Raw genomic sequence first — 22036 nt, 5'->3', positions numbered from 1 at the left:
CACCCCGCACGAAACGCCCCGGAACCGGGCGGCGGACAAACACGGCATGCCGCCCGACGCCCTCCGGCACCCCCCGCGCCCCGTCTAAGATGCGCCCCATGAGTTACGGGCAGGGGGGACCCCAGTCTCAGTGGGATCCCTGGAAACCGCATTCCCAGCAGCCATGGAACAGCGCAGCCGACGACGGGTCGCCGGACTGGGCCGCGCTCGCCGAGGCCTCGGAGACGCGGAACAAGCGCCGCAAGCTGCTGTTCACAGCCGGCGGCGCGCTCGCCACCGTCGCGATAGGCACCGCGGTCGCCATGGCCGTCGTCTCCGCGAACGGCGGGGACGGCAAGGCGGGCGCCGGCAGTCCGCCCGCCGGCTCCGCGCTGCCCGGCACCGGCACCGCGACGCCGTCGTTCGCGCCCACCAGCGCCCCGCCGCCGCTGGACCCCAAGGAGTTCATCTCCAGCGCCAGGAAGGACACCGCCCCGCTCAGCCCCGACACGCTGTTCCCGGGCACGCGGCTGACCGTCGGCGGCACGGTGTACAAGAAGGGCCTGACGGCCGACACCACGAGCTGTGCCACGGCCGCCGGCGCCACCCTGCCCAAGATCCTCACCGCCAACGGCTGCACCCGTCTGATGCGGGTGACCTACACCGACGGCGGCATCGGGGTCACCGTCGGCGTCGCCGTCTTCGACACCGCCGCCCAGGCCGCGAAGGCCCGCTCCCAGACCGACGACAGGAGCATCGTGCGCTCGCTGTTCGGCAAGGGGGTCAAGCCGTTCTGCGACGGGGCGTTCTGCCGCTCGACCCGCAACGCCTACGGCCGCTACGCCTACTTCACGATCTCCGGCTTCACCAACGGCAAGGACGTCACCACCAAGGACACCACGGTCTTCCGCACCGGCAACGACCTGGCCCAGTTCACCGTCAACCAGATCAACCGCCGCGGCCGGATCCAGGCGTCGGCCGCCGCCGAACGCTAGCCGCGCGGCGGCAGCCGCCGGGCGGCCGGCGCCGCTTCGGGCGCGGCCGCAGCGGGACCACCGCCGACTCCGGCTGGGCGCGTAGGGTCACCTTCCGGAGTCCGGCTCCGCCGTGCCGGCGGCGCGGGTGGCACCGAGGTAACCGGTGCCGGTGACGGTGAGCCGCACGGGGACGGTCTTCCTTGCTTTACATCATGCGGGCCGCCCAGGCCTCCAGGCGGTAGGGCGCCCGGTGCCACACCGGGAAGACGATCGTGGTGTAGACGATGCTCGGCACCACCAGGAGCAGGTGCTCGACCTTGAGCTTGTCCGGCATCATCAGCAGCAGCACGATCGGGATGACCGGCGCCGCGAAGGTGAACAGCGCGGTGTGGATGTAGTAGAAGAACCCGGACATGTAGCACAAGCGGCTGGACAGCCGGATCTTGCGCTGCCAGAACTTCCTGCTGCCGAGCAGGCTCATCGAGCCCGAGCACCAGCGGTACTGCTGGTTGAAGAAGGCGCCCGCGGTGTCCGGGCAGACGCCGGTGGACACCGCGACCGGCACGTACCGCAGGTCCCAGCCGAGCCCCCGCAGGTCGAAGCCGGTGTGCACGTCCTCGGAGTGCTCGATCAGTGTCGTGCCGCCGTTGGTCTTCAGGGCCGCCCGCCGGTAGATCGCGCAGGACCCGACGCAGATGGCGCCGTCACTGCCCTGCCGTGAGACCTGCACGGAGCGGTAGAACAGCTCCTGCACCGCGCCCGCCCCGCGCTCGATCCAGTTCTGCGAGTCGAGCACACGGAAGTACTGCGGCGACTGGACGATTCCGGTTCGCGGATCGTCGTCCATGTACGGCAGCAGCTCCTCCAGCAGGTCGGCCCGCGGGGTGAAGTCGGCGTCCAGGATGAGGATGAACTCGCCGTCGGACCGGCCGAAGCCGAAGTGCAGGTTGCCGGCCTTCTTGAACCAGCCGCGATTCTCCCGGGTGCCGTAGCGGTACCGGAAGTCCCGCGCCATCGCGGCCAGTTGGGGGTTCGCGCCGTCGTCGAGCACGAACGGCACGCACACCCCGGGGTAGCGGTCGGCCATCGCCCGCACATGCCGCCAGGTGTTGTGCAGCACCTCGATGGGCTCCCCGCACACCGGCAGGAACACGTCGACGGTCGGATACACCTCGGGCCGCCAGTCGTGCACCAGCCGCCGGTGGTGAGCGATGTCGAAGTCCCGGGTGAAACCGTTCACCCGCAACGACACCAGGTAGTAGAAGACCGTGAACACCAGCAGCGGTGTGTAGATCCACAGCACCGGCGTGGACGACGCCAGCTTGAACTGGCTCACCACCAGACAGCAGAAGCTGACGAGTGAACTGATCGTCAGGATCCACAGATTCCGGCGCGCGTAGCAACTAACAGGTTTCACAACCCGAGGTCCCGGGAAGCGACCGCTTGTTCCGGGCCTCCTTGTTCCGGGCCGCCAGCAGTTCGTCGGCGGGGTAGCCGACCTCTTCCAGGGTCAGCCCGTGCGGCCGTACGACATGCACGGCGGAGTCCCGCACCCCGGCGGCCAGCACCTTCCCCGGCCATTCCGGGCCCCGGTGCCCGTCGCCCACGAACAGCAGCGCCCCGATCAGCGAACGCACCATGTTGTGGCAGAACGCGTCCGCGCGGACGGTGGCGGTGATGATCCCGTCGGCCCCCCGCACCAGGCTCAGCTCCTGGAGCGTCCGGATGGTCGTGGCGCCCTCCCGCCGCTTGCAGTACGCGGCGAAGTCGTGCTCCCCCAGCAGCGCCCGGGCCGCCTCGTTCATGGCGTCCACGTCGAGCGGCCAGTCGTGCCACAGCACGTGGTGGCGCAGCAGCGGATCGACCCCGCCCGGATGGTCGGTGACCCGGTACGCGTAGCGCCGCCAGATCGCCGAGAACCGGGCGTCGAACCCGGCCGGGGCCTCGGACAGCCGCCACACCCGGACGTCCTTCGGCAGCCGCCCGGCGAGCCGCTTGAGCAGCTTCTCCCCGTGCTCCGCCCACAGCCCGGCCGGCAGGTCGACATGCGCCACCTGCCCACGGGCGTGCACGCCCGCGTCGGTCCGCCCGGCCACGGTCAGGTCGTACGTCTCCTTCGACCGCGTCACCGTCCGCAGGGCGTCCTCGATCTCGCCCTGCACGGTCCGCCTCCCGCCGGCCTGCTTGGCCCAGCCGTGGAAGGCGCTGCCGTCGTAGGACAGGTCGAGGCGGATGCGTACGAGTCCGGGCTGTACTTCGTCACTCACGTAGGGATCCTCTCAGGGCGGGACCGGGGGCGGAGAACGCGAGAGCGGGCCCGCCCCGGAGGGCGGACCCGCTCACAGCTCAGGCAGAGCCTCAGGCGTCCTTGGACTCCTCGGCCGGAGCCTCGGTCTCCTCGACCTTGGTCTCCTCGGCCTTGGCCTCGTCGGACTCCTTGACCGCGCGCTTGGTGGCGGCCTCGGCCTCACCCACGGCGTTCTGCTGCACCGTCAGTGCCTCGACCAGCTCGATGACGGCCATGGGCGCGTTGTCGCCACGGCGGTTACCGATCTTGGTGATGCGGGTGTAGCCACCGGGACGGTTCTCGTACCGCGGGCCGATCTCGGTGAAGAGCGTGTGCACGATGCTCTTGTCCGTGATGACCTGGAGCACCTGACGGCGGTTGTGAAGGTCGCCCTTCTTCGCCTTGGTGACCAGACGCTCGGCGTACGGACGCAGCTTGCGCGCCTTCGCCTCGGTGGTGGTGATGCGGCCGTGCTCGAACAGCGCCTTCGCGAGGTTCGCGAGGAGCAGCTTCTCGTGCGAGGCGCTGCCGCCCAGACGGGCACCCTTGGTGGGCTTCGGCATGGTGTCTCTCCTAGGTGTCTGCCCCGGCCGTGTCAGGTACCGGGGTCAGTGTCCGAGCGGGCGATCACCCGTCGGAGATCCGGGCGCCTCTCTCAAGGCACCCGGAGGGTCCGCGCCCCGTCAGGGGCGCGGGGAACCGCGCGACCCGCCACAGCGGGCCGGCAGCCGCAGAACCGGCCTCCTCGCGGAGTGCTCAGTACTGCTCGGTCTCCACGAACCCGGCGTCCGCGTCGTCGTCGGCGCCGAAGGCGTCGGCGGCGGCGGTCGGGTCGAATCCGGGCGGGCTGTCCTTCAGGGCCAGGCTCATGCCGGCCAGCTTCGCCTTGACCTCGTCGATGGACTTCGCACCGAAGTTGCGAATGTCCAGCAGGTCGGCCTCGGAGCGCGCGACCAGCTCACCCACGGAGTGGATGCCCTCACGCTTGAGGCAGTTGTAGGAGCGGACCGTGAGCTCCAGCTCCTCGATCGGCAGCGCGAGGTCGGCGGCCAGGGCGGCGTCCGTCGGGGACGGACCCATGTCGATGCCCTCGGCGTCGATGTTCAGCTCGCGGGCGAGACCGAACAGCTCGACCAGCGTCTTGCCCGCGGAGGCCATGGCGTCACGCGGACGCATCGCCTGCTTGGTCTCGACGTCGACGATCAGCTTGTCGAAGTCGGTGCGCTGCTCGACACGCGTGGCCTCGACCTTGTACGTGACCTTCAGCACCGGCGAGTAGATGGAGTCGACCGGGATACGGCCGATCTCCTGGCCCACCTGCTTGTTCTGCACGGCGGAGACGTAGCCGCGACCGCGCTCGACGGTCAGCTCCATCTCCAGCTTGCCCTTGCCGTTGAGCGTGGCGAGGACCAGGTCGGGGTTGTGCACCTCGACACCGGCCGGGGGCGCGATGTCGGCGGCGGTGACCAGACCCGGGCCCTGCTTGCGCAGGTACATCACGACCGGCTCGTCGTGCTCCGAGGAGACGACCAGCTGCTTGATGTTGAGGATCAGGTCGGTGACGTCCTCCTTGACGCCCGGCACGGTGGTGAACTCGTGCAGCACGCCGTCGATCCGGATGGAGGTGACGGCGGCACCCGGGATCGAGGACAGGAGGGTACGGCGCAGGGAGTTGCCGAGGGTGTAACCGAAGCCCGGCTCCAGCGGCTCGATCACGAACCGGGAGCGGAACTCGTCGACGACCTCTTCGGTCAACGAGGGGCGCTGAGCGATCAGCATGAGTGGATCAGATCCTTCATTCGTGGACGCCCGCTATTTGACGTCCGACAAAACCGTGGGTTCGCACCGCACGGGTATGGCAAGGGTACGGGCGATACGGCCCTTTCACGGAGCCGTACCGCCCGAAAACCTCAGACCGGCACGCGGCCGACGCGTCAGACGCGACGACGCTTCGGCGGGCGGCAGCCGTTGTGCGGGGTCGGGGTGACGTCCTGGATGGAGCCGACCTCGAGACCCGTGGCCTGAAGGGAACGGATCGCGGTCTCACGACCGGCACCCGGGCCCTTGACGAACACGTCGACGCGGCGCATGCCGTGCTCCTGCGCGCGGCGGGCAGCCGACTCGGCGGCCATCTGCGCGGCGAACGGCGTGGACTTCCGGGAGCCCTTGAAGCCGACGTGGCCGGCGGAGGCCCAGGAGATCACGTTGCCGGACGGGTCCGTGATGGAGACGATCGTGTTGTTGAACGTGCTCTTGATGTAGGCGTGGCCATGAGCGACGTTCTTCTTTTCCTTGCGGCGCACCTTCTTGACGGCGCCCTGACGTCCCTTGGGGGGCATCTACTTACTCCTAGGGAGGTGGTCGGTCCTACAGCGAAGACCGTGGACAGATGTCCGCTGCGGACTACTTCTTGCCCGGCTTCTTCTTGCCGGCGATGGCGCGACGCGGACCCTTGCGGGTACGAGCGTTGGTGCTGGTGCGCTGACCGCGGACGGGCAGACCGCGACGGTGACGGAGACCCTGGTAGGTACCGATCTCGACCTTGCGGCGGATGTCGGCCTGGATCTCGCGACGGAGGTCACCCTCGGTCTTGATGTTGTTGTCGACGTACTCGCGGATCGCGACCAGCTGCTCTTCGGACAGGTCACGGACGCGGGCGTTCGGGTCGACGCCGGTCGCAGCCAGCGTCTCCTTCGAAAGGGTCCGGCCGATGCCGAACACGTAGGTGAGCGCGATCTCCACGCGCTTGTCGCGCGGGATGTCGACACCGGAAACGCGTGCCATTCAATGGCTCCTGGTGAATCTTCGGAGGTCTTCCACAGGACCGGTTCCCGGCCGCCGTACCAGGTACGAACCGGGTCCCCGGCCTCCGACCGGGGGTGTCAAGCCGCTCGCGACGACTTGGGCCCTGCGTATGAACATATTCAGCTCGCGTCGCGCGAATCTCTGCGATAGCGGTGCAGAGGGTGGTGTTCCTGCGTCAGCCCTGGCGCTGCTTGTGGCGCGGGTTCTCGCAGATGACCATGACCCGGCCGTGACGGCGGATCACCCTGCACTTGTCGCAGATCTTCTTGACGCTCGGCTTGACCTTCATGGGGTGAGGTTCTCCGGGTCAGTGCCATCGCTCCGGGCGGGCCCGGGGCTCGGGCAAGATCTACTTGTACCGGTAGACGATCCGGCCGCGCGTGAGGTCGTACGGAGAAAGCTCCACCACGACCCGGTCGTCAGGGAGGATACGGATGTAGTGCATACGCATCTTGCCGCTGATGTGCGCCAGGACCTGGTGGCCGTTCTGGAGCTCGACCTTGAACATGGCGTTCGGAAGAGACTCGACGACAGTGCCCTCGATCTCGATGGCACCTTGCTTCTTGGCCACGCTTCGCCCTTCGAATCGACTACCTTGATCGACGCTCGGGCGTTTCCCTGGGATTCCCTTGCGGGAGCATGCGGACATGCGGGTGCACGAGAGCCGACGAGTCAGTCTACGTCGGCGCACCCGGAAAGGCGAATCGAGGAAGTCTGCCCCATGCGGGTGATCCTTATGCGAGAGGATCCGGAGCGGCCGTGATGCCGTGCTCCGCCAGCTTCGCCCGGCCGCCGTCCGGCGCCGTCAGGACCAGCGGTCCCTGCTCGGTGAGGGCGACCGAGTGCTCCCAGTGGGAGGACCAGGTGCCGTCCGTGGTGATGACGGTCCAGTCGTCCTCGAGGACCTCGGTGCGCGGGGTGCCGAGGGAGACCATCGGCTCGATCGCCAGGCAGAAACCGGGCACCAGCTTCGGGCCCTTGCCGCGCCGGCGGTCGACGTAGTTCAGCAGGTGCGGGTCCATGTGCATCTCGGTGCCGATGCCGTGGCCGCCGTAGTCCTCGATGATCCCGTACCGGCCGCCGCCGGGCTTGGGCTGGCGGCGGATGTACGTCTCGATCGCCCGGGAGACGTCGACCAGGCGGCCGCCCGGCTTCATGGCCGCGATGCCGGCCCACATCGACTCCTCCGTGACCCGCGACAGTTCGATCAGCTCCGGCGCGTGACCGGAACCGACGAACGCCGTGTAGGCCGCGTCGCCGTGCCAGCCGTCGACGATCGCGCCGCAGTCGACGGAGATGATGTCGCCGTCCTTCAGGACGACGTCCTCGGAGGGGATGCCGTGCACGACGACGTCGTTGACGGAGGTGCAGATGGTGGCCGGGAAGCCGCCGTAGCCGAGGAAGTTCGACCGGGCGCCGTGCTCGGCGAGGACCTTGCGGGCCACCTCGTCCAGGTCCTTGGTGCTGGCACCCGGCACGGCGGCCTCGCGCGTGGCCGCGTGGATGGCGGCGACGACCAGGCCCGCCGCCCGCATCGTGGCGATCTGCTCGGGGGTCTTGATCTGCACCATGGGGGGCCTGCGCTCTCCGTCACTCACGTCGACTGGGTTACCTGTACAACAGTACGGCCGCGGCGCCCAGGGGGTCTTCCCGGACGTCATCCGGGAGGAGGAGGGCACCGCGGCCGGAAAGGGCCGGGCTCTACTGCTCGGCCTTCTCGCGCTTGAGGGCCTCCAGCGCCCTCCGCGTGATCTCGTCCACGGGCCCCAGAGAGGAGATCGTACGGACCAGGCCCTGCGACTTGTAGTAGTCGATGATCGGCTCGGTCTGCGAGTGGTAGACCTCGAGCCGCTTGCGGACCGTGTCCTCGGAGTCGTCGTCGCGCTGGTACAGCTCACCGCCGCAGACGTCGCACACGCCCTCCTGCTTCGCCGGGCTGTACGTCTCGTGGAAGACGTGGGACGAGTCGTTGCGGCAGATGCGCCGGCCGGCGATCCGCTTGACGACCTCTTCCTCGGGGACCTCCAGGTCCAGGACCGCGTCCAGCGTGATGTCCTCGTCCCTCAGCAGCCGGTCCAGCGCTTGGGCCTGCGAGACATTGCGCGGGAAGCCGTCCAGCAGGAAACCGTTCGCGGCGTCCGGCTGCTCCATGCGGTCCTTGGCCATCGCGATCGTGACCTCGTCGGGTACGAGATTGCCGGCGTCCATGTAGGACTTCGCGAGCTTGCCCAGCTCGGTCTGCTGGCTGATGTTGGCCCGGAACAGGTCACCCGTGGAGATGTGCGGGACGGCCAGCTTCTCAGCGAGCCGGACGGCTTGCGTTCCCTTACCGGCACCCGGCGGCCCGACGAGGACGATACGCATCAGCGGAGGAACCCTTCGTAATTGCGCTGCTGGAGCTGGCTCTCGATCTGCTTCACCGTCTCGAGGCCGACACCCACGATGATGAGGATGCTGGTGCCGCCGAAGGGGAAGTTCTGGCTTGCCCCAAAGCCCACCAACGCCATTGTCGGTACGAGAGCGATCAGGCCCAGATACAGCGAACCCGGCCAGGTGATCCGGTTGAGCACGTAACTGAGGTACTCAGCGGTCGGTCGGCCAGCCCGGATGCCCGGGATGAAGCCACCATACTTCTTCATGTTGTCGGCGACTTCCTCGGGGTTGAAGGAGATCGCCACGTAGAAGAACGCGAAGAAAACGATCAGCAGGAAGTACGTGGTGATGTAGATCGGGTGGTCGCCCTTGGTCAGGTTCTGCTCGACCCAGGTCTTCCAGCCCGACTTGTCATTGCCCGCGAACTGGGCCACGAGCGCCGGGATGTAGAGCAGCGACGAGGCGAAGATGACGGGGATCACACCCGCCTGGTTCACCTTCAGCGGGATGTAGGTGGACGTACCGCCGTAGGACCGGCGGCCGATCATCCGCTTCGCGTACTGCACCGGGACGCGGCGCTGGGCCTGCTCGACGAAGACGACGAGCGCGACCATGACCAGGCCCACGGCGATGACCGTGCCGAACTCGATCCAGCCGCCGGCCAGCGTGCCCTGCTTCTTGATGGCCCACAGCGCGGACGGGAACGTCGCGGCGATCGAGATGAACATCAGGATCGACATGCCGTTGCCGATACCGCGGTCGGTGACCAGTTCACCGAGCCACATCACGACGGCCGTACCCGCGGTCATGCAGATGACCATGGTGATCGTCGTGAAGATGGCCTGGTCGGGAACGATGCTCGACGCGACCGAGCAGCCGTTGAAGAGCGCGCCGCTGCGGGCGGTGGCGACCAGGCCCGTGCCCTGGAGGATGGCGAGCGCCACCGTCAGATAGCGGGTGTACTGCGTGATCTTCGCCGTGCCGGCCTGGCCCTCCTTCTTCAGGGCCTCCAGGCGCGGGATGACCACGGTCAGCAGCTGAAGGATGATGCTGGCGGTGATGTACGGCATGATGCCGAGCGCGAAGACCGTGATCTGGAGCAGCGCGCCACCGCTGAACATGTTCACGAGGCCGAAGAGGCCCTGGTTGCCCGACGCCTCGTTCACACACTTCTGGACGGCCTGGTAGTTGACGCCGGGGATCGGGATGTGGGTACCGACCCGGTAGACCACGATGATGCCCAGCGTGAAGAGCAGCTTCTTGCGCAGGTCGGGCGTCCTGAACGCCCGGGCGAACGCGGTGAGCACGGTGCCTCCTGCGACCCCCGCGCAACTGCGTCAAGGGTGACGGTCTGAGGTTCGACGAATACGAAAAAGAACAGTGCAGGCCACCATACCGGCGACACTGCCTCCCTAGGAACGACCAACCGGGGATACCTCACTGTGAGGTATCCCCGGTCGGGTTCGTTCTACGTCATCGAGGCGTCGTCTGAGCGACTCAGACGAGCTCGGTGACCGTGCCGCCGGCGGCGGTGATCTTCTCCTTGGCGGACCCGGAGACGGCGTCGACCGTCACCTGGAGCGCCACGGAGATCTCGCCCTGGCCGAGGACCTTGACGAGGCTGTTCTTGCGAACGGCACCCTTCGCGATCAGCGACTCGACGGTGACCTCACCACCCTCGGGGTAGAGAGAGGCCAGCTTGTCGAGGTTCACGACCTGGTACTCGGTCTTGAACGGGTTCTTGAAGCCCTTGAGCTTCGGGAGACGCATGTGGAGGGGCATCTGGCCACCCTCGAAGCGCTCCGGAACCTGGTAACGGGCCTTCGTGCCCTTGGTACCACGACCGGCCGTCTTACCCTTCGACGCCTCACCACGACCCACACGGGTCTTGGCGGTCTTGGCGCCCGGGGCGGGACGGAGGTTGTGGATCTTCAGCGGGTTGTTCTCCGCCATGATCAGTCGACCTCCTCGACCGTCACGAGGTGGCGGACGGTGTGCACCATGCCGCGGAACTCGGGGCGGTCCTCCTTGACGACCTGCGTGTTGATGCCCTTGAGACCAAGGGAGCGCAGGGTGTCGCGGTGGTTCTGCTTGCTGCCGATGTAGGACTTGACCTGCGTGATCTTGAGCTGCGCCATGATTACGCACCCGCCCCGGCACGCGCACGCAGCAGGGCCGCGGGGGCCACGTCCTCGAGGGGCAGACCACGGCGAGCCGCGATCTCCTCGGGACGCTGGAGACCCTTCAGGGCCGCCACGGTGGCGTGCACGATGTTGATGGCGTTGTCGGAGCCCAGGGACTTCGACAGGATGTCGTGAACGCCGGCGCACTCGAGCACGGCGCGCACGGGACCACCGGCGATGACGCCGGTACCCGGGGACGCGGGCTTGAGCAGCACGACGCCGGCAGCCTTCTCACCCTGGATCGGGTGCGGGATGGTGCCCTGGATGCGGGGGACCTTGAAGAAGTGCTTCTTGGCCTCCTCAACACCCTTGGCGATGGCGGCCGGCACCTCCTTGGCCTTGCCGTATCCGACACCCACGGTGCCGTCACCGTCGCCCACCACGACCAGCGCGGTGAAGCTGAAGCGACGACCACCCTTCACAACCTTGGCGACGCGGTTGATCGCGACGACGCGCTCAACGTACGCGGTCTTCTCGGCGGCAGCTGCGCCGCCGTCACGGCCCTTCCGGTCCCGCCGCTCGCCGCCACCGGCACCGCCACCGCGGCGCTGGGGTCCAGCCATTGGAATTACCTCTCTCTGTTTCCGCTAGCTACGGAACCGGCTCAGAACTTCAGGCCGGCTTCGCGGGCGGCGTCCGCCAGAGCGGCGATGCGCCCGGCGTACTGGTTGCCACCACGGTCGAATACGACAGCCTCGACGCCGGCGGCCTTGGCACGCTCGGCGACCAGGGCGCCGACCTGCTTGGCCTGCGCGGACTTGTCGCCCTCGCCACCGCGGATCGTGGTGTCCAGGGTCGACGCCGACGCCAGGGTGTGACCCTTGATGTCGTCGATGACCTGGGCCACGATGTGGCGGTTGGAGCGCGTCACGACGAGGCGCGGACGCTCAGCCGTACCCGAGATGTGCTTGCGGATCCGGATGTGGCGACGCTTGATCGCGGCGCGCTTGTAAGCGTCGCCCTTGAGGATCTTCTGTCCGTATGCCATGGCTTACTTACCCGCCTTTCCGACCTTGCGGCGGATGACTTCGCCCTCGTACTTGACGCCCTTGGCCTTGTACGGGTCGGGCTTGCGCAGCTTGCGGATGTTGGCCGCAACCTCGCCGACCTTCTGCTTGTCGATGCCCTCGACCGAGAAACGCGTAGGCGCCTCGACCTTGAAGGTGATGCCCTCGGGGGCCTCGACCACGATCGGGTGGCTGTAGCCGAGCGCGAACTCGAGGTTCGCACCCTTGGCGGTCACACGGTAACCGACACCACTGATCTCGAGCTTCTTCACGTAACCCGTGGTCACGCCGGTGATCATGTTCGCCACCAGCGTGCGGGACAGGCCGTGCAGGGCCTTGTTCTGACGCTCGTCGTTCGGGCGGGTGACGTTCAGAACGCCGTCCTCACCCTTGACGATCTCGATCGGTGCCACGACGGTGTGGGTCAGCTCGCCCTTGGGGCCCTTGACCTTGACCGTACGGCCGTCGATGGTGACGTCCACGCCGGCGGGAACCGCGATGGGGAGCTTGCCGATGCGCGACATAGCTGTTTCCTCCGTTCCCTTCCGCTACCAGACGTAGGCGAGGACTTCCCCACCCACGCCCTTCTTGCCGGCCTGCTTGTCGGTGAGGAGACCGTGCGACGTGGAGATGATCGCCACGCCGAGGCCGCCCAGCACCTTCGGCAGGTTGGTGGACTTCGCGTACACCCGGAGACCGGGCTTGGAGATGCGCTTGATCCCCGCGATGGAGCGCTCACGGTTGGGGCCGAACTTCAGCTCCAGGACGAGGTTCTTGCCGACCTCGGCGTCCTCGACCTTCCAGCCCGTGATGAAGCCCTCCTGCTGGAGGATCTCCGCGATGTGAGACTTGATCTTCGATGCCGGCATCGTCACGGAGTCGTGGTATGCCGAGTTCGCGTTCCGCAGACGCGTAAGCATGTCTGCGATCGGATCAGTCATGGTCATGAATTGGCCTTCGGCCTCTCTCGCCGGGGTTTCCTGGTGCGCCATCCCTCTCCCCGATCCGAGACGGGACGGGTGCGGCGCGGTGGACCTACGGCGTAGTAAGTCGTACGGGCGGCAGACGCCCAACCCCGCTAGCCTACGGCATGCGGAGACGGGCCTCTGCCGACCCAGATGCTTACCGAGAGTCTCCGGAATCCCTGAAAGGGGATTACCAGGAGCTCTTGGTCACGCCCGGCAGCTCGCCACGGTGAGCCATCTCACGAAGGCACACGCGGCACAGGCCGAACTTGCGGTACACGGAGTGCGGGCGGCCGCAGCGCTGGCAGCGGGTGTAGCCACGCACACCGAACTTGGGCTTGCGAGCAGCCTTGGCAATCAGAGCCTTCTTCGCCATCTCGCTCACGCCTCCTTGAACGGGAAGCCGAGGTGACGAAGGAGCGCGCGGCCCTCAGCGTCGTTGGTCGCCGTGGTGACCACGGTGATGTCCATGCCCCGGGTACGGTCGATCTTGTCCTGGTCGATCTCGTGGAACATGACCTGCTCCGTGAGACCGAACGTGTAGTTGCCGCGGCCGTCGAACTGCTTGGGGGACAGACCACGGAAGTCGCGGATGCGCGGCAGCGCGAGCGACAGGGTGCGGTCCAGGAACTCCCACATGCGGTCGCCACGGAGCGTGACGTGGGCACCGATCGGCTGACCCTCGCGCAGCTTGAACTGCGCGATGGACTTGCGGGCCTTGGTGACGGCCGGCTTCTGACCGGTGATCGTGGTGAGGTCGCGGATGGCGCCCTCGATCAGCTTGGAGTCGCGGGCGGCGTCGCCCACACCCATGTTGACCACGATCTTGACGAGACCGGGGATCTGCATGACGTTCTCGTACTTGAACTCGTCACGCAGCTTGCCCGCGATCTCCTCGCGGTACTTCTGCTTCAGACGCGGAGTCGTGGTGGTAGCCATCAGATGTCCTCACCCGTCCGCTTGGCAACGCGGATCTTGTTGCCCTCGTCGTCGAAGCGGTAACCGACGCGCGTGACGACCTTGTTGCCGTCCTTCTCCACGACCAGCTGAACGTTGGACACGTGGATCGGGGCCTCGGTGGTCACGATGCCGCCGGCCTGGGAACCGCTGGCGGTCGGGCTGGCCTTGGTGTGCTTCTTGACCCGGTTGACACCCTCGACCAGGACGCGGTCCTCGCGCGGGTAAGCGGCAATGACCTTGCCCTGCTTGCCCTTGTCCTTGCCGGTGATGACCTGGACCAGGTCGCCCTTCTTGATCTTCATGCTTACAGCACCTCCGGAGCCAGCGAGATGATCTTCATGAACTTCTTCTCGCGCAGCTCGCGCCCGACCGGGCCGAAGATGCGGGTGCCGCGAGGGTCACCGTCGTTCTTCAGAATGACGGCGGCGTTCTCGTCGAAGCGGATGTACGAGCCGTCCGGACGGCGGCGCTCCTTGACGGTGCGAACGATGACCGCCTTGACGACGTCACCCTTCTTCACGTTGCCGCCGGGGATCGCGTCCTTGACGGTGGCGACGATGACGTCACCGATGCCCGCGTAGCGGCGACCGGAGCCACCGAGCACACGGATGCAAAGGATTTCCTTCGCACCAGTGTTGTCGGCGACGCGCAGTCGCGACTCCTGCTGGATCACGTCTATCTCCTGATCGTCTGCCGGTTCCCGGCAGGGGCCTCAGATCGAGGACCCCTGCCGAGCCTGGCGGAACTGACCTGCGGGTTTGCCCGCAGGAATTACTTGGCCTTCTCGAGGATCTCGACGACGCGCCAGCGCTTCGTCGCGGACAGCGGCCGGGTCTCCATGAGGAGGACGCGGTCGCCGACACCCGCGGCGTTCTGCTCGTCGTGGGCCTTGAGCTTGTTCGTACGGCGGATGACCTTGCCGTACAGCGCGTGCTTGACACGGTCCTCGACGGCGACGACGACGGTCTTGTCCATCTTGTCGCTGACGACCAGACCCTCACGGGTCTTGCGGAAACCGCGCGCTTCGGTGTTCTGCTCAGTCACGTTGCTCTCGCTCATCAGGCGCTCTCCACCGTCTCGATGCCCAGCTCGCGCTCACGCATCAGGGTGTAGATCCGCGCGATGTCCTTACGGACGGCCTTCAGCCGACCGTGGTTCTCGAGCTGACCCGTCGCCGCCTGGAAGCGGAGGTTGAACAGCTCTTCCTTGGCTTCGCGGAGCTTGTTCAGCAGCTCCTCGTCACCCAGTTCGCGCAGCTCGGACGCCTTGGTACCGGCCGACATCACGCTTCACCTGCCTCGCGCTTGACGATCCGGCACTTCATCGGCAGCTTGTGGGCTGCGCGAGTCAGGGCCTCACGGGCGATCTTCTCGTTGGGGTAGGACAGCTCGAACATGACCCGGCCCGGGTGCACGTTCGCGATCCACCACTCCGGCGAACCCTTACCGGAACCCATGCGGGTCTCGGCAGGCTTCTTCGTGAGCGGGCGGTCCGGGTAGATGTTGATCCAGACCTTGCCGCCACGCTTGATGTGGCGGGTCATCGCGATACGAGCCGCTTCGATCTGGCGGTTCGTCACGTACGCCGGCGTGAGGGCCTGAATGCCGTACTCGCCGAACGCGACCGTCGTACCACCCTTGGCCTGACCACGGCGCTTCGGGTGGTGCTGCTTGCGGTGCTTGACCCTACGGGGGATCAGCATGTCGGTCAGGCCTCCGTTCCGGTGCTCTCAGCCGGAGCGGACGCGGGGGCCTCGGCCTTGGGGGCCTCGGCACCGGCAGCCTGCTGCGGCTTGCGACCGCGCCCGCCACGCTCGCCACCGCGGCCACCACGGGCCGGGCGGTCAGCGCCACCACGGGCCGGGCGGTTGCCGGCGCGGGCAGCAGCGTTCTCGGCGCGGACCTCGGCGATGTTCTTGACATCGCCCTTGTAGATCCAGACCTTCACACCGATGCGGCCGAAGGTCGTCTTGGCCTCGAAGAAGCCGTAGTCCACGTTCGCGCGGAGCGTGTGCAGGGGCACGCGGCCCTCGCGGTAGAACTCCGAGCGGGACATCTCGGCGCCACCGAGGCGGCCACCGCACTGGATCTTGATGCCCTTGGCGCCGGCCTTCATGGCGGACTGCATGCTCTTACGCATGGCCCGACGGAAGGAGACGCGGGAGGAGAGCTGCTCGGCGACGGCCTGGGCGACCAGCTGGGCATCGGTCTCGGGGTTCTTGACCTCGAGGATGTTCAGCTGGACCTGCTTGCCCGTGAGCTTCTCGAGGTCACCGCGGATGCGGTCGGCCTCGGCGCCACGGCGGCCGATGACGATGCCCGGACGAGCGGTGTGGATGTCCACACGCACGCGGTCACGGGTGCGCTCGATCTCCACCTTGGAGATGCCGGCGCGCTCCATGCCGGACGTCATCATCCGACGGATGGCGACGTCTTCCTTGACGTAGTCCTTGTACAGCTTGTCGGCGTACCAACGCGACTTGAAGTCGGTCGTGACACCGAGCCGGAACCCGTGCGGGTTTACCTTCTGGCCCATTACCGGGTTCCTTCCTTGCTGCTGACGACCACGGTGATGTGGCTGGTCCGCTTGCGGATCCGGTAGGCACGGCCCTGGGCACGCGGACGGAACCGCTTCAGGGTCGGGCCCTCGTCGACGTAGGCCTCGGAAATGACGAGGCTGTCGACGTCGGTGTGGTCGTAGTTGTGCGCGGCGTTGGCGATGGCGCTGTCGAGCACCTTGCCGACCGGCACGGAGGCGGCCTGCGGAGCGAATCGCAGGACGGCCTGGGCCTCCGTGGCGTCCATGCCACGGATGAGGTCCACCACGCGGCGGGCCTTCATGGGCGTGACGCGGATGTACCGCGCCTGGGCCCTGGCTTCCATGGTTGTCCCTTCAGTTACTTACGTGTCTGAATGCGATCCGCTACTAGCGGCGCTTCGACTTCCGGTCATCCTTGACGTGGCCCCGGAAGGTGCGCGTCGGCGAGAACTCGCCGAGCTTGTGGCCGACCATCGACTCGGTGACGAACACCGGGATGTGGGTCTTGCCGTTGTGCACCGCGATCGTGTGACCGAGCATCGCCGGGACGATCATCGAGCGACGGGACCAGGTCTTGATGACGTTCTTGGTGCCGGCTTCGTTCTGCGTGTCCACCTTCTTGATCAGGTGGTCGTCGACGAAGGGCCCCTTCTTCAAGCTACGAGGCATCTCAACCCGTCCTTAGCGCTTCTTGTTCGTCTTGCGGCGGCGGACGATGTACTTGTTCGACGCCTTCTTGGGCGAACGAGTACGGCCTTCCTTCTTGCCCCACGGGGACACGGGGTGGCGGCCACCGGAGGTCCGGCCCTCACCACCACCGTGCGGGTGGTCGACCGGGTTCATGACCACACCACGGACGGTCGGGCGAACGCCCAGCCACCGCTTGCGGCCCGCCTTGCCCCAGTTGATGTTGCTCTGCTCGGCGTTGCCGACCTCACCGACGGTGGCGCGGCAGCGCGCGTCCACCATGCGGATCTCGCCGGACGGCATACGGAGGGTCGCCATGGCACCCTCACGCGCCAGCAGCTGCACCGAGGCACCGGCGGAGCGGGCGAACTTGGCACCGCCACCGGGACGGAGCTCGATCGCGTGGATCGTGGTACCGACCGGGATGTTGCGGAGGGCCAGGTTGTTGCCCGGCTTGATGTCGGCCCCGGGACCGTTCTCCACGGTGTCGCCCTGCTGGAGGTTACGCGGGGCGAGGATGTAGCGCTTCTCGCCGTCCGCGTAGTGCAGCAGCGCAATGCGCGCGGTGCGGTTGGGGTCGTACTCGATGTGCGCGACCTTCGCCGGCACGCCGTCCTTGTCGTGACGACGGAAGTCGATCACTCGGTAGGCGCGCTTGTGTCCGCCACCCTGGTGGCGAACGGTCACACGACCGGCGTTGTTACGGCCGCCCTTGCTGTGCAGGGGACGGACCAGCGACTTCTCCGGCGTGGACCGCGTGACCTCGACGAAGTCGGCGACGCTGGCGCCACGACGGCCCGGCGTAGTCGGCTTGTACTTGCGGATTCCCATTTCTCAGTCCTCGTCCGATATCGGACGATCCGGACCGCCCTCAGGCGGTCGGACCGCCGAAGATGTCGATACGGTCGCCCTCGGCGAGGGTCACGATCGCGCGCTTGCTGCCGGCACGCTGACCGAAGCCGGTCTTCGTGCGCTTGCGCTTGCCCTGGCGGTTGATCGTGTTGACCCCGGTGACCTTGACGTCGAAGACCGCCTGGACGGCCTGCTTGATCTGGGTCTTGTTGGCGCCCGGGGCGACGATGAACGTGTACTTGTTCTCGTCGAGGAGCGCGTAGCTCTTCTCGGAGACGACCGGCTTGAGCAGCACGTCACGGGGGTCCGTGAAGGACTTGCTCAGCGGGGTCTCGACGGTGTTCTTGCCCTCGGCGGCGTGACGACGCGCCTTGGCGACGCGCGCGGCCTTGGCGGCCTTGGCGGCCTTCGAGGCGATAGCGGGGTGACGGATGGCCATCAGACCTCGCTCCCTTCGGTGTCAGTGGCCTTCGGGCCGGACACGAAGGACTCGAAAGCGGCCTGGGTGAAGACCACGTCGTCCGAGACGAGAACGTCGTACGTGTTCAGCTGGCCCGGCTCCAGGATGTGGACCTGGGGCAGGTTGCGGGCGGACAGCCACGCGGCCTCGTCGGCGCGCTCGACGACCAGGAGCAGGTTCTTGCGCTCCGAGATCTTGCCGAACAGCGTCCGGGCGGCCTTCGTCGACGGGTTCTCACCCTCGATGACGCCGGAGACGACGTGGATGCGGTTGTGGCGGGCCCGGTCGGTGAGGGCGTGGCGCAGGGCCGCGGCCTTCATCTTCTTCGGGGTCCGCTGCGAGTAGTCACGCGGCTGCGGGCCGTGGACGACGCCACCGCCGGCGAACTGCGGCGCGCGGGTCGAACCCTGACGGGCGCGGCCGGTGCCCTTCTGGCGGTACGGCTTCTTGCCACCGCCGCGGACCTCGCCACGCGTCTTGGTCTTGTGAGTGCCCTGGCGGGCAGCGGCCAGCTGCGCGACGACGACCTGGTGGATCAGCGGAATGCTGATCTTTTCCACGTCGAAGATCTCCGCGGGGAGCTCGACGGAACCGGCCTTGTCGCCCGCCGGCGAAAGGATGTCAACAGTGCTCATCGGTTACCTCAGGCCCCCTTGGCCGCGGTGCGGACCAGGACGAGGCCGCCGTTCGGACCGGGAACCGCGCCCTTGATGAGCAGCAGACCCTTCTCCGCGTCAACGGCGTGGACGGTCAGGTTCTGGGTGGTGACCCGCTCGTTGCCCATGCGACCCGCCATGCGGAGGCCCTTGAACACGCGGCCCGGGGTGGCACAGCCACCGATGGAGCCGGGCGAGCGGTGCTTGCGCTGGGTGCCGTGTCCGGCGCCGAGGCCCTTGAAGTTGTGACGCTTCATGACACCGGCGAAGCCCTTGCCCTTGCTCTTGCCGGTCACGTCGACCTTGATGCCGGCCTCGAACACCTCAGCGGTGATCTCCTGGCCGAGGGTGTACTCGCTGGCGTCAGCGGTACGGATCTCGACGAGGTGGCGGCGGGGAGTGACGTCGGCCTTGGCGAAGTGGCCCTTGAGGGGCTTGTTCACCTTGCGCGGGTCGATCTCGCCGAAAGCGATCTGGACGGACTCGTAGCCGTCGACATCGTTCGTACGGACCTGGGTGACGACGTTGGGGCCGGCCTTGACGACGGTGACCGGAACAACACGGTTGTTCTCGTCCCACACCTGCGTCATGCCGAGCTTCTCGCCCAGGATGCCCTTGATCTGCTTAGTCATCTCTCAGATCACCCGGCCTCAGAGCTTGATCTCGATGTCGACACCGGCCGGGAGGTCGAGTCGCATCAGAGAGTCAACGGTCTTGGGAGTCGGGTCGAGGATGTCGATCAGGCGCTTGTGCGTGCGCATCTCGAAGTGCTCGCGCGAGTCCTTGTACTTGTGCGGCGACTTGATGACGCAGTACACGTTCTTCTCAGTGGGCAGCGGCACCGGGCCCGCGACCGACGCGCCCGTGCGCGTCACCGTCTCGACGATCTTCTTCGCCGAAGAGTCGATGACTTCGTGGTCGTAGGCCTTGAGCCGAATGCGGATCTTCTGTCCCGCCATGGCTACTCAGTAGTCCTGTCTCTTCTCACGCTCTGGAACCCGGTGGTTCCGTATCCTTTCTTCCGACCCACGCGGTCGGGCGTGTCGCGCTCCCGCTGACACGGATGTCCCTTGTTCGAACATCCCTGCGGGGAATGCACACGGCCCTTCCGGAACCGTAGGCCGGGGGCGAAAGGCCCACCGGGTGCCTGGCCGGTGCCGCACCACACTTCCCGAAAGATTCCCGTACGTCCGCCCCAGCGCTGCCGTGATGGCAGTTAGGGCGACGAGTACTGTGGGACTCGCTTCCGGTCCTCCCGGCGGGAGGCGTACAGCATCAACACTCGACCGAGCAACTCGGACAGTCTGCCATACAGGACAGGTGCTCCGCCAATCGAGCGGAAGAGATTACCCCGAGAGTGACGTACGTCAAACCCGGGGCGGTCGGACACCGAGCCGGAATACCGTCACGCCGACGCTGTGGCCCGTTCCGCCGGGGCGAGAGCGTCCTCCGTCAACGGCTGCGCCGGCCGGGCGTGGTGAGCGCAGGTCACCTCTGATCCGGGGTGAGCGGAGGTGAATCAGTACTGAGTACTGAGGCCCGTGCCCTCGCGTGGGCCGTCTTGAGTTCGGTCGGCCCCGCGTGCGTGACCGGTCCACAGTTCTGCGGCCACACCGGAAGCCCTTCGTCCGCGGCCCCTTGGACGCCTTCAAGTCAGGGCCCGACCCGCCGCACGGACCACGCGGGTCTCCGCCTCCTCCACCGGCCGGGTCGGCCAGCTGGTCGATCTGCATCCGCCGTGCCGCTCCGGCCTTGAGCTGCTCCCACTCGTCCCACGTCATCGGCGCTTCCTCCGCGTGTCGTGACGGTGGTGCGGTTGTGCCAGGACGAAGTGGTGTCCGCGCACTGCTGGAGCCCATGGGCGCGGCACGAGGGGCACCTGAGTCCACGTACTCGCGTGCCCGGGACCGCCCGGACCGCCGCCACTCCACGGCCGCGTGGCGGCGCCCGAACGCAGAAGAGGCCCGTACGACCGGAGTCGTACGGGCCTCCCCTAGGTCAGCTGGTGACCTGGAGCAAGCGGAGCTTACTTCAGGATCTTGGTGACCTGGCCGGCGCCCACCGTGCGGCCACCCTCACGGATGGCGAACTTCAGGCCCTCTTCCATGGCGACGGGCTGGATGAGCGCCACCGTCATCTCGGTGTTGTCACCCGGCATGACCATCTCGGTGCCCTCGGGGAGGGTCACCACGCCGGTCACGTCCGTCGTGCGGAAGTAGAACTGCGGGCGGTAGTTGTTGAAGAACGGCGTGTGACGGCCACCCTCGTCCTTGGACAGGATGTAGGCCTGCGCCTCGAACTCGGTGTGCGGGGTGACCGAGCCCGGCTTGATGATGACCTGGCCGCGCTCGACGTCCTCGCGCTTGATGCCACGGAGGAGCAGACCGACGTTCTCACCGGCCTGGCCCTCGTCGAGCAGCTTGCGGAACATCTCGATACCGGTGACCGTGGTGGTGGTCTTCTCGGTCTTGATGCCGATGATGTCGACGGTCTCGTTGACCTTCAGGACACCACGCTCGATACGGCCGGTGACGACCGTACCGCGACCGGTGATCGTGAAGACGTCCTCGATCGGCATGAGGAACGGCTTGTCGACCTCGCGCTCGGGCTGCGGGATCGACTCGTCGACCGCGTTCATCAGGTTGAGGACCGAGTCCACCCACTCCTTCTCGCCCTCAAGGGCCTTCAGAGCGGACACCTTGACGACCGGGAGGTCGTCGCCGGGGAACTCGTACTCGGAGAGGAGCTCACGGACCTCGAGCTCGACGAGCTCCAGGATCTCCTCGTCGTCCACCATGTCGGCCTTGTTCAGGGCGACGACGATGTACGGGACGCCGACCTGGCGGGCCAGGAGCACGTGCTCCTTGGTCTGCGGCATCGGGCCGTCGGTCGCGGCGACCACCAGGATCGCGCCGTCCATCTGCGCGGCACCGGTGATCATGTTCTTGATGTAGTCCGCGTGACCAGGGCAGTCGACGTGGGCGTAGTGACGCGCCTCGGTCTGGTACTCGACGTGCGCGATGGAGATGGTGATACCGCGCTGACGCTCCTCGGGCGCCTTGTCGATGTTGTCGAACGGGGTGGCCTCGTTCAGGTCCGGGTACGCGTCGTGCAGCACCTTGGTAATGGCGGCCGTGAGGGTCGTCTTACCGTGGTCGATGTGACCGATGGTGCCGATGTTGACGTGCGGCTTAGTCCGCTCGAACTTCGCCTTCGCCACTGGGGTCCTCCTGTGGAGTGGTTCTGTACGCCTTACTTCATCGGCGCCAGGTGATCTTTGCTGTAAAGGCCCGGAACCCGGGGCGAA

Annotated in this window: 33 protein-coding genes and 1 pseudogene; 1 reads left to right on the top strand and 33 read right to left on the bottom strand. The window is 67.1% G+C overall.

Going from position 1 to position 22036, the window contains the following annotated elements:
* Nucleotides 1-98 precede the first annotated feature (98 nt).
* Nucleotides 99-974: a hypothetical protein gene (locus tag AB0F03_RS17130; RefSeq protein ID WP_361991960.1), complete on the top strand. Its 876-nt coding sequence runs from the start codon at nt 99-101 to the stop codon at nt 972-974.
* Nucleotides 975-1164: 190 nt separating this feature from the next.
* Here AB0F03_RS17130 and AB0F03_RS17125 read toward each other — a convergent pair.
* The 33 genes and pseudogenes from AB0F03_RS17125 to tuf all read right to left on the bottom strand — a co-directional run.
* Nucleotides 1165-2295, bottom strand: a pseudogene (locus tag AB0F03_RS17125) (cellulose synthase catalytic subunit); the annotation flags it as partial.
* Between the two features lie 64 nt (nt 2296-2359).
* A complete protein-coding gene (truA, locus tag AB0F03_RS17120) occupies nt 2360-3223 on the bottom strand; it encodes a tRNA pseudouridine(38-40) synthase TruA (RefSeq protein ID WP_361991957.1) in 864 nt (287 codons plus the stop codon).
* Nucleotides 3224-3314: 91 nt separating this feature from the next.
* The gene (gene rplQ / locus AB0F03_RS17115; protein WP_356818716.1) at nt 3315-3806 is read right to left on the bottom strand and encodes a 50S ribosomal protein L17; all 492 of its coding nucleotides are present in this window, start codon (nt 3804-3806) and stop codon (nt 3315-3317) included.
* 193 nt (nt 3807-3999) lie between these two features.
* Nucleotides 4000-5022 (bottom strand): DNA-directed RNA polymerase subunit alpha, encoded by a 1023-nt coding sequence (locus AB0F03_RS17110; RefSeq protein WP_228993327.1) that lies wholly within the window; start codon nt 5020-5022, stop codon nt 4000-4002.
* Nucleotides 5023-5177: 155 nt separating this feature from the next.
* On the bottom strand, nt 5178-5582 hold the full coding sequence (gene rpsK / locus AB0F03_RS17105; RefSeq protein WP_201832311.1) for a 30S ribosomal protein S11: 405 nt from the start codon (nt 5580-5582) through the stop codon (nt 5178-5180).
* 64 nt (nt 5583-5646) lie between these two features.
* Entirely contained in the window at nt 5647-6027 is a 381-nt protein-coding gene (gene rpsM / locus AB0F03_RS17100) for a 30S ribosomal protein S13 (protein WP_121787367.1), read from the bottom strand.
* A gap of 196 nt (nt 6028-6223) precedes the next feature.
* Nucleotides 6224-6337 (bottom strand): 50S ribosomal protein L36, encoded by a 114-nt coding sequence (gene rpmJ / locus AB0F03_RS17095; RefSeq protein WP_003998809.1) that lies wholly within the window; start codon nt 6335-6337, stop codon nt 6224-6226.
* Between the two features lie 60 nt (nt 6338-6397).
* Complete coding sequence (gene infA / locus AB0F03_RS17090; RefSeq protein WP_003948620.1) at nt 6398-6619, bottom strand: translation initiation factor IF-1; 222 nt, start codon at nt 6617-6619, stop codon at nt 6398-6400.
* A gap of 163 nt (nt 6620-6782) precedes the next feature.
* Nucleotides 6783-7619: a type I methionyl aminopeptidase gene (gene map, locus AB0F03_RS17085; protein WP_361992205.1), complete on the bottom strand. Its 837-nt coding sequence runs from the start codon at nt 7617-7619 to the stop codon at nt 6783-6785.
* A gap of 130 nt (nt 7620-7749) precedes the next feature.
* On the bottom strand, nt 7750-8412 hold the full coding sequence (locus tag AB0F03_RS17080; protein WP_361991951.1) for an adenylate kinase: 663 nt from the start codon (nt 8410-8412) through the stop codon (nt 7750-7752).
* Entirely contained in the window at nt 8412-9728 is a 1317-nt protein-coding gene (secY, locus tag AB0F03_RS17075) for a preprotein translocase subunit SecY (protein ID WP_356818721.1), read from the bottom strand. Before secY ends, AB0F03_RS17080 begins: the two co-directional genes overlap by 1 nt.
* A 190-nt stretch (nt 9729-9918) precedes the next feature.
* Entirely contained in the window at nt 9919-10374 is a 456-nt protein-coding gene (rplO, locus tag AB0F03_RS17070) for a 50S ribosomal protein L15 (RefSeq protein ID WP_121787371.1), read from the bottom strand.
* Nucleotides 10375-10376: 2 nt separating this feature from the next.
* Nucleotides 10377-10559, bottom strand: a complete 183-nt coding sequence (rpmD, locus tag AB0F03_RS17065; protein WP_003974250.1) for a 50S ribosomal protein L30 — start codon at nt 10557-10559, stop codon at nt 10377-10379.
* 2 nt (nt 10560-10561) lie between these two features.
* On the bottom strand, nt 10562-11167 hold the full coding sequence (gene rpsE, locus AB0F03_RS17060; protein ID WP_016645168.1) for a 30S ribosomal protein S5: 606 nt from the start codon (nt 11165-11167) through the stop codon (nt 10562-10564).
* Between the two features lie 41 nt (nt 11168-11208).
* Complete coding sequence (rplR, locus tag AB0F03_RS17055) at nt 11209-11592, bottom strand: 50S ribosomal protein L18 (protein ID WP_356818725.1); 384 nt, start codon at nt 11590-11592, stop codon at nt 11209-11211.
* Between the two features lie 3 nt (nt 11593-11595).
* Entirely contained in the window at nt 11596-12135 is a 540-nt protein-coding gene (gene rplF, locus AB0F03_RS17050; protein WP_121787372.1) for a 50S ribosomal protein L6, read from the bottom strand.
* Between the two features lie 24 nt (nt 12136-12159).
* Complete coding sequence (gene rpsH / locus AB0F03_RS17045; protein ID WP_007384075.1) at nt 12160-12558, bottom strand: 30S ribosomal protein S8; 399 nt, start codon at nt 12556-12558, stop codon at nt 12160-12162.
* A gap of 208 nt (nt 12559-12766) precedes the next feature.
* The gene (locus AB0F03_RS17040) at nt 12767-12952 is read right to left on the bottom strand and encodes a type Z 30S ribosomal protein S14 (protein WP_003948630.1); all 186 of its coding nucleotides are present in this window, start codon (nt 12950-12952) and stop codon (nt 12767-12769) included.
* A 5-nt stretch (nt 12953-12957) separates the two neighbouring features.
* The gene (gene rplE, locus AB0F03_RS17035) at nt 12958-13515 is read right to left on the bottom strand and encodes a 50S ribosomal protein L5 (RefSeq protein ID WP_023547375.1); all 558 of its coding nucleotides are present in this window, start codon (nt 13513-13515) and stop codon (nt 12958-12960) included.
* Nucleotides 13515-13838, bottom strand: coding sequence for a 50S ribosomal protein L24 (gene rplX / locus AB0F03_RS17030; RefSeq protein ID WP_356818727.1), 324 nt, complete (start codon nt 13836-13838; stop codon nt 13515-13517). The genes rplE and rplX overlap by 1 nt, the downstream gene beginning before the upstream one ends.
* Before the next feature lie 2 nt (nt 13839-13840).
* Nucleotides 13841-14209, bottom strand: a complete 369-nt coding sequence (rplN, locus tag AB0F03_RS17025; protein WP_003998823.1) for a 50S ribosomal protein L14 — start codon at nt 14207-14209, stop codon at nt 13841-13843.
* A 98-nt stretch (nt 14210-14307) separates the two neighbouring features.
* Nucleotides 14308-14595 carry a 30S ribosomal protein S17 gene (rpsQ, locus tag AB0F03_RS17020; protein ID WP_030641193.1) on the bottom strand — a complete coding sequence of 96 codons (288 nt, stop codon included), beginning with the start codon at nt 14593-14595 and terminating at the stop codon, nt 14308-14310.
* The gene (rpmC, locus tag AB0F03_RS17015; protein WP_005481220.1) at nt 14595-14819 is read right to left on the bottom strand and encodes a 50S ribosomal protein L29; all 225 of its coding nucleotides are present in this window, start codon (nt 14817-14819) and stop codon (nt 14595-14597) included. Before rpmC ends, rpsQ begins: the two co-directional genes overlap by 1 nt.
* Nucleotides 14819-15238, bottom strand: coding sequence for a 50S ribosomal protein L16 (gene rplP, locus AB0F03_RS17010; RefSeq protein WP_004927269.1), 420 nt, complete (start codon nt 15236-15238; stop codon nt 14819-14821). The genes rpmC and rplP overlap by 1 nt, the downstream gene beginning before the upstream one ends.
* A 5-nt stretch (nt 15239-15243) precedes the next feature.
* On the bottom strand, nt 15244-16071 hold the full coding sequence (gene rpsC / locus AB0F03_RS17005; protein ID WP_116148545.1) for a 30S ribosomal protein S3: 828 nt from the start codon (nt 16069-16071) through the stop codon (nt 15244-15246).
* Complete coding sequence (gene rplV, locus AB0F03_RS17000; protein WP_026252021.1) at nt 16071-16418, bottom strand: 50S ribosomal protein L22; 348 nt, start codon at nt 16416-16418, stop codon at nt 16071-16073. The genes rpsC and rplV overlap by 1 nt, the downstream gene beginning before the upstream one ends.
* 43 nt (nt 16419-16461) lie before the next feature.
* Nucleotides 16462-16743, bottom strand: coding sequence for a 30S ribosomal protein S19 (gene rpsS / locus AB0F03_RS16995; RefSeq protein ID WP_003974263.1), 282 nt, complete (start codon nt 16741-16743; stop codon nt 16462-16464).
* 12 nt (nt 16744-16755) lie between these two features.
* Nucleotides 16756-17592, bottom strand: a complete 837-nt coding sequence (gene rplB / locus AB0F03_RS16990) for a 50S ribosomal protein L2 (RefSeq protein ID WP_041665436.1) — start codon at nt 17590-17592, stop codon at nt 16756-16758.
* A gap of 40 nt (nt 17593-17632) precedes the next feature.
* Entirely contained in the window at nt 17633-18052 is a 420-nt protein-coding gene (gene rplW / locus AB0F03_RS16985; RefSeq protein ID WP_121787376.1) for a 50S ribosomal protein L23, read from the bottom strand.
* Nucleotides 18052-18708: a 50S ribosomal protein L4 gene (gene rplD / locus AB0F03_RS16980; RefSeq protein ID WP_356818729.1), complete on the bottom strand. Its 657-nt coding sequence runs from the start codon at nt 18706-18708 to the stop codon at nt 18052-18054. Before rplD ends, rplW begins: the two co-directional genes overlap by 1 nt.
* Nucleotides 18709-18716: 8 nt before the next feature.
* Nucleotides 18717-19361: a 50S ribosomal protein L3 gene (rplC, locus tag AB0F03_RS16975; RefSeq protein ID WP_356818731.1), complete on the bottom strand. Its 645-nt coding sequence runs from the start codon at nt 19359-19361 to the stop codon at nt 18717-18719.
* Nucleotides 19362-19379: 18 nt separating this feature from the next.
* Nucleotides 19380-19688 (bottom strand): 30S ribosomal protein S10, encoded by a 309-nt coding sequence (rpsJ, locus tag AB0F03_RS16970; RefSeq protein WP_003948644.1) that lies wholly within the window; start codon nt 19686-19688, stop codon nt 19380-19382.
* A 1067-nt stretch (nt 19689-20755) separates the two neighbouring features.
* On the bottom strand, nt 20756-21949 hold the full coding sequence (tuf, locus tag AB0F03_RS16965) for an elongation factor Tu (RefSeq protein WP_361991941.1): 1194 nt from the start codon (nt 21947-21949) through the stop codon (nt 20756-20758).
* Nucleotides 21950-22036 lie beyond the last annotated feature (87 nt).

The sequence above is a fragment of the Streptomyces sp. NPDC028722 genome (genome assembly GCF_040637655.1).
Lineage (GTDB): Bacteria > Actinomycetota > Actinomycetes > Streptomycetales > Streptomycetaceae > Streptomyces.
This window is presented reverse-complemented; position numbering and strand designations above follow the sequence as displayed.